Here is a 9,448-nt window from a genome sequence, read left to right on the forward strand (position 1 = left end):
CCCGCTACCGGCGCGCCGTTCGGGCCCGCGGGCACTTCCCGAACGAGGCCTCAGCGATGAAGACGCTGTACCTGGTCACCAGATCGCTGGACCCCAAGGGCACCGGCCAGACACGATGGGCCATACGGTGGAAGCCGGCCCTGAACGCCTTCGCCATCACCTTCGCCGACCGCATGCCTACGGCGCAGGACCGCTGACCATGAAAACGCCACTTACACCGTTAGTCGGACACTCCCGGCTTGACCTCTGGCGAGTCCGTTGGTCCGGTGCCCACCTGGGCGATTCCGTGATCGGGGAGGGAAGGGTCCCGCGTGGGTAGTGCGGAAGAAGTGGTAAGCGTGAAGCTGGTGGCTCAGCAGGCTGAGGTTGAATCGGCTGCTTTCGGTGCGTTGCGCGAGTGGGTCGCTGAGGTGCTCGGGCGCCCGGTCTACGGGCTGATCAGTTATGGGGGAGGGAAGGGGCTGCGGGCGCAGATGTCGCCCGGTCAGACGGCGCAGGAAGCTCGGGCGTCTCAGTTGCTCCTTGGGATTGTGGTGCGTGACGACTTTGGTCCTGATGGGCCAGCAGGGGAACGCGAATATGTGGTCGAGACGGTTCCCGAGGTGTTTCGCACTGTGACACAGATAGGTATCAAGACTGTCCGCGACGGCGTGACCGGCCTGACGCTGCACATCTCGCTGGTGCCCCGGGTCGACTCTGATGGACTCCATCCTTCTCTGGAGTGGTGGCGGGAGCGTACGGCCCGGTTGCAGGCCGACATACAGGAGCTGGGTCACTGATCTCGGTGCGGGGCGAGACCGGCCGTGCTCGGTGCCTTGACCCGCGAAGCGTGGGCGCTTGACGCTCGCACACACGTTCGATTAGACTGGGGCCCAGGAGCAACGCTTCATCTGAGGGGGTGAGGGGCATGGCGGTCACGGCGATCGAACCGGAGGGGCGCGCGGAGGGCGCCGCGCTCGATGCCCTGGGTGTCGTGGCGGCGACCCGGGCGGGACTGGACGCACGGCTGGTGGAGGCTGCCCGGTTGGTCGTCGCGGTGACCGGTGCTGCCGTCCTGGCTCAGAAGGACTTCACCTCGGTGGACGAGCTGACCGAGGGCCAGCGCACGAAGTGGCGGGCGGAGACCAAGCGGGCCGCCTGCGCCGAGGTGCAGGCACGCCTCGGCATGGGCGTCACCGAGGCGCGGCACCTGGTGGGGATGGCCTGCGCACCGGACGGGGTGCGCACCGCGGTGCTCGGTGCGTTGGACCGTGCGGAGGTGACGTGGGACATGGTGCGATCCTTCTGGCGTCGCTGCGGCTCGCTCGAGGTCGACGACGCACTCCTGGTCGCCGAAGGCCTCTTCGGGTGTAACCCTCATGTCGTCGTGGCCGAGCGGCTGACGCCGGAGGGTGACCTGCGTGAGCGTCCCTGGCACGAGGCGGACTACGCGGCGGCGCTCGCGCGGGAGGCCGCCCGGGCCGAGGGCGTCGACGTGGCGGCCGAGCGGGAGCGCCGGAGCAAGGCCTACCAGGCCCGCCGGGCGACGATCACCGTGCACGACGACGGCACGGCGACGCTGGAGACGAACGGCCCCGCGCTCTCGCTCATCGCCGCGCACAGCAGGGTCGAGCGGGCCGCTCGCCTGCTTCGCAAACAGGGTGATCCGCGCACCCTGGACCAGCTGCGCTCCGACGTGCTGATGGCGCTCGTCGTCCACGGACAGCTCCCGGTGCCGCAGGACGAGCCCGGCGGAGGCGACCCCCGCCCGCAGTCATCAGGCAGGGGTGCCCCGACCCTGGGCGGGCCAGACGAGTCCGGTGGAAGCGACCCGCGCTCGCAGCCGTCAGGCAGGGGTGCCCCGACCCCGGGCGGGCCAGACGAGTCCGGTGGGAGCAACCCCGGCTCCGGTCCCTCGCCCAGGGACGAGGTGGCCGGATCTCCCGACGGGTGGGCGGACCTGCTGACACCCGACCTCGAGGCCGTCGCGCGGGTCGTGAGCGGTATGCCGACCGTCGAGCTGCAGGTGGTCGTCCCCTGGGACGCGCTCTCCGGTCGGCCGGCCTGCTCGACCTGCCACGGAGCGATGGCGCAGGCACCGAGCAACCCAAGCAGCGACCCGGCACACAGTTGCGATGGGGAGAACTCTGCCCACCCGACCGGCCCGGACCATCATGTCCCCCATCCGACAGACACGTGCGACGGGCAGGACTCTGCCTTCGCCGGCGCCGACGATCATGGCCCCGGCGGACGACAGGGGGTGGGATTGGTGCTCGGGCGGCACCCGGCATACCTCTCGCCCGGGCAGATCCGGGAGCTCGCGCTCGCTCCCGGCACCACCCTGGCCCGACTGCTGACCGACCCGGCCGACGGGCGGCTGATCGAGCGGTCCATCGCCGCATACCGGCCCGACGCGGCCATGCGCCGACAGGTCCTCGCCGCCGACGTGTTCTCCCGGGCACCGGGCACGCGCCAACCGGGCGCCGTGTGCGAGCTGGACCACGTCAGCCCGTGGGCGCCGGAGGGCCCCGGCGGACCGACGTCAGAGACCAACCTCGTCGCGCTCGCCAAGTCGCCGCACCAGCTCAAGACGCTCGGGAGGGCGCTCGCCCAGATCAACGACCTGCGCGACCTCACCTGGACCACGCTGCTCGGCCAGCGCGAGACCACCCGGGTGCACGACTACCGACAGCACGGCGCCGGCCCGGGCCGTGTCTCGACTGCATCCCGCACCGGCCAGCCGGGCGACGAGGGTGCTGATCGGTGGACGACCAGACAGACCGTGCCGGAGGGGACTGCCGCACCTGACCTGGCCGCTGCGCTCGACCGGGCCGCACCGCTGGACGCTGCCCGCGGTGAGGAGCACCCGGCGCAGCGGGACGACCTGGACGCACGGCGCGACCTGCTGAACCGCGCCGTCTATGCCGCTCTCGCGCACCGCGGCCCGGGTGCCTTCCTCACCGACGCCGACGACCACCCCGGGACCGGCGAGCACGGCGGCCCGCTGTCCGGCTGGATGTGGGTCACCCGCACCCAGTCCGGTCGCCGCCGGGACGGCGCGGCGCCCGACACTCGGACGACGGCGGCCGTCCTCGGTCTGGACGGGACGGACACGGCGCCTCCGACGCCGGGAGCCGACCAGGGCGTCCGCGCCGAGGACCGGCGCGGACCCGGTCGGCCCGCCGCGAACTGCGCGACCGGCGCGACCGGATGGCGCACCTCACCCGGAGAGCCCCCACCCTTCTGATCAGAGGCGGCGACGGCTCAGGTGGAGCACGGTCAGCACCAGCAGTCCGCCCGCGACCAGCTCGGCCAGCAACAGGCCGGACGTGCGCCACGCCTCGACACCGATCGTCCCGAGCAGCCCGGGCGTGAGGCCACCCGTCGCCAGCCAGGACAGGACGAGGACCACCAGGGCCACCGCGGTGCACGAGGCGAGCATGATCTGCGCCTTGGTCCACCAGGTCGCCAGCCGCGAGGCCGAGCCCGCCGCGCGGTAGCCCAGCCATCCCCCGGCGACCAGCGGCACCAGCGCCATGGCCCAGATCCCCGGCGGCATGGCCCCGGGCTCGGGCAGCGCACCGAGGACCGGGAGCACCGGCAGGTCGCCGGCGGTCGTCTCGCCCCAGCCGACGTGCACCGTGCCCACGGTGACCCCCGACCCGGTGGTCCACCCCAGCGCCCACACCATGAGGTTGGGCAGCGCGAGCAGCTGGCCCACCGTGAGCACGACCGTGCCGACCAGCCCGGCGTCGAGCGAGCCGTAGAGGGTGAGGATGCGCTCGCCCCGCAGCAGGAGCAGGCCGAGCACGAGCAGGAAGGAGACGGCGACCAGCCCGACGAGGACCTCGACGACCGGCGGCAACGCGCGGCGCACGAGCACCGGGGTCCGCGCCTCGAGGAAGGCGAGACCGGCGTCCACCACCGGATGCTCCTCGCGCCGGTGCTCCCCCCACCAGACGAGACCGAGGGCCACGAGCGGCACGAGCACGACGCCGGGCACCAGGGTGGCCAGGCGCACCGGCGCGAGCCCGAAGCTGGCGGTGTGCGCCACGAGGAGCCCCGCGGCGACATAGCCCACGACGAAGGCCGTGCCGTCGGACCCGCCCAGCGCGCTCCACGCCGTGCGCCACCCGCCGATCCGCGGCACCCGGGCCATGAGGTGGTGCCGGCTCAGGACGACCTGGCGGGCGGCATACCAGCAGAGCGCGAGGAAGAGGGTCGTGAGGAGCAGCGGGGCGATCACGACTTCGGCGGCGGGCGTGCGCACCGCGGCGCGGTGCGCGAGCGCCCACACGTCGACCCCCACGCCGACCGTCTGCCAGAAGCTCGCGGTGCCCCGCTGCTCGACCACCCACGCCAGGACCGTCGGGAGCACCACGACGAGCACGCCCAGCAGGACGCACACGACCCCGGCCACCCCTGCCCCGAGCAGCTCCCCGAGGCGACGGACGGTCAACGTCGGACCGCGCCCCGGGATCTCCTCCCGCGACGCGGCACCCTCGGATCGCCCGCCGCTCCTGGCCCGCTCCACCACAGTCATCGCCTCCATGGTCACGGACGGGGCGCGGCGCCACGGGGAGGCGCGCCGACCGGGCACCCCTTGCACCTGCCTCCGCCACGACAGAACACCCCTTGCGTCCGGTCGGCGCCGGACCCAAGGGGTGTTCGATCGAGCAGGTGCGTCAGCCCAGGCCGGCGATGATCTCCTTCATCAGCTCGGCGGTCTCCGAGGGCGTCTTGCCGACCTTGACCCCGGCGGCCTCGAGGGCCTCCTTCTTGGCCTCGGCGGTGCCGCTGGAGCCGGAGACGATCGCGCCGGCGTGGCCCATCGTCTTGCCCTCGGGCGCGGTGAAGCCGGCGACGTAGCCGACGACCGGCTTGGTGACGTTGTCCTTGATGTAGGCCGCGGCCCGCTCCTCGGCGTCGCCGCCGATCTCACCGATCATGACGATCGCCTCGGTGTCAGGGTCGTCCTGGAAGGCCTGCAGGCAGTCGATGTGGGTGGTGCCGATGATCGGGTCGCCGCCGATGCCCACCGCGGTGGTGAAGCCGATCTCCTTGAGCTCGTACATCATCTGGTAGGTGAGCGTGCCCGACTTCGACACCAGGCCGATGCGGCCCGGCCCGGTGATGTCGGCCGGGATGATGCCGGCGTTGGACTGCTCCGGGCTGATGAGACCCGGGCAGTTCGGGCCGATGATCCGGGTGCCGCCCTGCGCCTGCGCGTAGGCGAAGAACTCTGCGGTGTCCTGCACCGGCACGCCCTCGGTGATCACGACGGCCAGCGGCATACCGGCGTCGACCGCCTCGATCACAGCCGCCTTGGTGAAGGCCGGCGGCACGAAGAGCACGGAGACGTTGGCCCCGGTGGCCTCCATCGCCTCGGACACCGAGCCGAAGACCGGCACCTGCACGCCGTCCTCGAAGTCCACGGTCTGCCCGGCCTTGCGCGGGTTGACCCCGCCCACGACCCGGGTGCCCGAGCGCAGCATCCGCTGCGTGTGCTTCATGCCCTCGGAGCCGGTCATGCCCTGCACGATGACGGCGGAGTCGTTGTTCAAAAAGATCGCCATGGTGGTCTCTTCTTCTTCCTTCGTATGTCGTTGTCGCAGGTCAGCCGGCGGCCAGCTCGGCGGCCTTGCGGGCGGCGCCGTCCATGGTCTCCTCGATGGTGACCAGCGGGTGGGCGGCCTCGGCGAGGATGGCGCGGCCCTCCTCGACGTTGTTGCCGTCGAGCCGGACCACGAGCGGCTTGGTGGCGTCGTCGCCGAGGATCTCCAAGGCCTTGACGATGCCGTTGGCCACCGCGTCGCAGGCGGTGATCCCGCCGAAGACGTTGACGAAGACCGACTTCACCTGCTCGTCGCCGAGGATGACGTCGAGCCCGTTGCTCATGACCTCCGCGGAGGCACCGCCGCCGATGTCGAGGAAGTTCGCCGGCTTCGCCGTGCCACCGGTGTGGTCCTCACCGGCGTACGCCACGACGTCGAGGGTCGACATGACCAGGCCGGCGCCGTTGCCGATGATGCCGACGTTTCCGTCGAGCTTGACGTAGTTGAGGCCCAGTCCCTTGGCCTTGTTCTCCAGCGGGTCGGCGGAGGCGGCGTCCTCGAGGGCGGCGTGGTCCTCGTGCCGGAAGTCGGCGTTGCCGTCGAGGGTGACCTTGCCGTCCAGCGCCAGGATCGTACCGTCCTCGGTCTTGACGAGGGGGTTCACCTCGACGAGGGTGGCGTCCTCGTTCTTGTAGACGTCCCACAGTCGGATGAGGACCGGGGCGATCGCGTCGACGTCACCGGTGTCGAAGCCGGCCTGCTCGGCGATCTCGCGGGCCTTCGCGTCGTCGATGCCGGTGTTGGCATCGACCGCGACCCGGGCCAGGGCCTCGGGCCGCTCCTCGGCGAGCGTCTCGATGTCCATGCCGCCCTCCTTGCTGCACATGGCGAGCAGCGAGCGGTTGGTGCGGTCGAGCAGCAGGGAGAAGTAGTACTCCTCCGCGATCTTGGCGCCCTGGGCGATCATCACCGCGCCCACGGTGTGGCCCTTGATGTCCATGCCGAGGATCTGCTCGGCGGCCTCGACGGCCTCCTCGGGGCTCTTGGCGAGCTTGACGCCGCCGGCCTTGCCCCGGCCGCCGACCTTGACCTGCGCCTTGACGACCACGACGCCGCCGCTGTCGGCGCCGACCCGCTCGGCCGCGGGGCCCGCCTCGGACGCCTCGGTCACGACCTCGGCCGCGAGCACGGGCACGCCGTGCTTCTCGAACAGGTCACGTGCCTGGTACTCGAACAGATCCACAGTTGGGCTTCCCGTCTGTCGATGGTGGTTCCGGTATGCCGGTGCTCACCGCTCGACCGCGCCCTGGGCGCCGTCGGCGGCACTGCGTCGCACACTATCGCAGCGGGCAGGTCAGGCCCGCGCCAGCATCGAGCGCATCCTGCGAGCGGCGGGTGACGAACCTGAGCCCCGTCAGAGCTTGACCACCGGCGCCACCCGCAGCAGCAGCCGCTTGAGCCCGGCGTCGCCGAAGTCGACATGGGCCATCGTGTGGTTGCCGGTGCCCTCGACGAGCACCACGGTGCCCATGCCGAAGCTGTCGTGCGACACCTTGTCGCCGGCGGCCAGCCCGGCCAGCTCGGCCTCCTGCTCCTGCGTGCGGTCCCGCTTCGGCGCGCTCCCCCGGGGGTCGAGCCGCACGGCGGCCGGTCGCCCGCCGCCGGACCAGCCGGACCCGCCGCGCGAGCCCCCGGCATACCCTCCGGACCAGCCGATCCCCTCGGCCGCGGAGCGCCGCCCGGTCATGCTCATCCGGTCGGCGTCGGTGCGCTCCCAGGTCACCAGGTCATCGGGGATCTCGTCGAGGAAGCGCGAGGCGGGGAACCACTGCGGTGCGCCGAAGGCCGACCGGCTGCCCGCCCGCGACAGGTGCAGCTGCTCGCGCGCGCGGGTGATGCCGACGTAGGCCAGCCGCCGCTCCTCCTCCAGCTCGTCCGGGTCGTCCAGGCTCCGCTGGTGCGGAAAGGTGCCGTCCTCCAGCCCGGTGAGGAAGACGACCGGGAACTCCAGGCCCTTGGCCGTGTGCAGGGTCATGAGCGTCACGACGCCCTGGTCGACCCCCTCGGCGGCCCCGTCCTCGCCCTCCGGGATCTCGTCGGCGTCCGCCACGAGCGACACCTGCTCGAGGAAGTCCACGAGACCACCCTCCGGGTAGTTGTCGTCGAACTCGCGGGCCACGGTGACCAGCTCGGTGAGGTTCTCCACCCGGGTCTCGTCCTGCGGGTCGTGGCTCGCCCGCAGCTCGGCGAGGTAGCCGGTGCGGTCCAGGATCGCCTCCAGCAGCGACCCGATCCCCGAGTCCTCCTGCCCGGCGAGGTCGCCCAGCTCCTCCAGGAGCGCGGTGAAGCCGCCGATCGCCGCGACCGAGCGCGACGCGATGCCCGGCGCGTCGCCGGCCCGGCCCAGCGCCGCGACGAAGGGTATGCGCTCGCGCTCCGCGAGCATCGTCACCGCCGCGACCGCACGGTCGCCGATCCCCCGCTTGGGGGTGTTGAGGATGCGCCGCAGGTTGACGTCGTCGGCCGGGTTGGCGATGACGCGCAGATAGGCGAGCGCGTCCTTGATCTCGCGCCGCTCGTAGAACCGGGTGCCGCCGACCACCTTGTAGGGCAGCCCGGTGCGGACGAGCACCTCCTCCAGGGCACGGGACTGGGCGTTGGTGCGGTAGAAGACGGCCACGTCCCCGGGCCGCACCCCCCGCTCGTCGGCCAGCTCGTCGATCCGGCGGGCGACGAAGGAGGCCTCGTCGTGCTCGGAGTCCGCGACGTAGCCGACGATGCGCTGGCCCTCGCCCGCGTCGGTCCACAGCCGCTTCTCCCGTCGCTTGGGGTTGCGGGCGATGACCGCGTTGGCGGCGGTGAGGATCGTCGACGTCGAGCGGTAGTTCTGCTCCAGCAGGATGGTCCGGGCCTGCGGGTAGTCCTCCTCGAACTCGACGATGTTGCGGATCGTCGCGCCACGGAAGGCGTAGATCGACTGGTCCGCGTCGCCGACGACGCACAGCTCGGCGGGAGGCAGCGCGCGGCTGCCCCCGTCGACGATGTCGCCCTCGAAACCGACCAGCTCGCGCACCAGGGCGTACTGCGCGTGGTTGGTGTCCTGGTACTCGTCCACCATGACGTGCCGGAACCGGCGCCGGTAGTGCTCGCGCACGGCGGGGAAGGCCCGCAGCAGGTGCACCGTGGTGGAGATGATGTCGTCGAAGTCCAGCGCGTTGGCCGCCCGCAGCCGCCGCTGGTACATCGTGTAGGCCTCCGCCACCTTGGCCTCGTAGCTGTTGCTGCCGACGGCCGCGGCGAAGGCCTCGTCGTCGATCAGCTCGTTCTTGGCGTTCGACACCTTGGCGAGGAAGGCCCGTGCCGGGTAGCGCTTCGGGTCGAGATCGAGGTCACGGATGACCAGGCCCATCAGCCGTTGGCTGTCGGCGGCGTCGTAGATGGAGAAGGAGCTTTTGAGCCCCGCCGCGGTCGCCTCGCGTCGCAGGATCCGCACGCACGCGGAGTGGAAGGTCGAGACCCACATCGCCTTGGCCCGCGGCCCGACCAGCTGCTCGACCCGCTCGCGCATCTCGGCGGCGGCCTTGTTGGTGAAGGTGATGGCCAGGATCTGCCCCGGGTGGACGTGCCGCTCGGCGAGCAGGTAGGCGATGCGATGCGTCAGCACCCGGGTCTTGCCCGACCCGGCCCCGGCCACGATGAGCAGCGGGCTGCCGTGGTGCGTCACCGCCTCGCGCTGCGGCTCGTTGAGCCCGGCGAGCAGCTCGGCCACCGAGGGGCCCTGCCCCCGCCCCGCGCCCGGCCTCCGCGCACCGGGCCGAGGACCGCCCGTGGCTGCAGAACATGGTGGCCGGCAACCGCTTCGACACCTACATGGCGCCCACTTACCAGCACAACCAGGTCTACCTGCAGGCACC

At 71.9% G+C, this 9,448-nt stretch carries 7 protein-coding genes; 3 read left to right on the top strand and 4 right to left on the bottom strand.

Going from position 1 to position 9,448, the window contains the following annotated elements; all coding sequences use genetic code 11:
* The 3 genes from BJF86_RS10950 to BJF86_RS10960 all read left to right on the top strand — a co-directional run.
* Positions 1-197, top strand: a 197-nt coding sequence (locus BJF86_RS10950; protein WP_083652978.1) for a transposase, incomplete at its 5' end; no start/stop codon positions are given.
* A 141-nt stretch (positions 198-338) separates the two neighbouring features.
* Entirely contained in the window at positions 339-779 is a 441-nt protein-coding gene (locus BJF86_RS10955) for a hypothetical protein (protein WP_143553811.1), read from the top strand.
* Positions 780-907: 128 nt separating this feature from the next.
* Positions 908-3,226 carry an HNH endonuclease signature motif containing protein gene (locus BJF86_RS10960; protein ID WP_075818935.1) on the top strand — a complete coding sequence of 773 codons (2,319 nt, stop codon included), beginning with the start codon at positions 908-910 and terminating at the stop codon, positions 3,224-3,226.
* Here BJF86_RS10960 and BJF86_RS10965 read toward each other — a convergent pair whose 3' ends face one another.
* The 4 genes from BJF86_RS10965 to pcrA form a co-directional block, all read right to left on the bottom strand.
* The gene (locus BJF86_RS10965; RefSeq protein ID WP_143553812.1) at positions 3,227-4,522 is read right to left on the bottom strand and encodes a DUF6350 family protein; all 1,296 of its coding nucleotides are present in this window, start codon (positions 4,520-4,522) and stop codon (positions 3,227-3,229) included.
* Positions 4,523-4,664: 142 nt separating this feature from the next.
* Positions 4,665-5,555, bottom strand: coding sequence for a succinate--CoA ligase subunit alpha (sucD, locus tag BJF86_RS10970; protein ID WP_022924996.1), 891 nt, complete (start codon positions 5,553-5,555; stop codon positions 4,665-4,667).
* 40 nt (positions 5,556-5,595) lie between these two features.
* A complete protein-coding gene (gene sucC, locus BJF86_RS10975) occupies positions 5,596-6,777 on the bottom strand; it encodes an ADP-forming succinate--CoA ligase subunit beta (RefSeq protein ID WP_022924997.1) in 1,182 nt (393 codons plus the stop codon).
* A gap of 171 nt (positions 6,778-6,948) precedes the next feature.
* Entirely contained in the window at positions 6,949-9,303 is a 2,355-nt protein-coding gene (pcrA, locus tag BJF86_RS10980; RefSeq protein ID WP_237768183.1) for a DNA helicase PcrA, read from the bottom strand.
* Positions 9,304-9,448: the final 145 nt, after the last annotated feature.

Origin of the sequence: Serinicoccus sp. CNJ-927, assembly GCF_001942435.1 — a bacterium.
GTDB classification, from domain to species: domain Bacteria; phylum Actinomycetota; class Actinomycetes; order Actinomycetales; family Dermatophilaceae; genus Ornithinicoccus; species Ornithinicoccus marinus.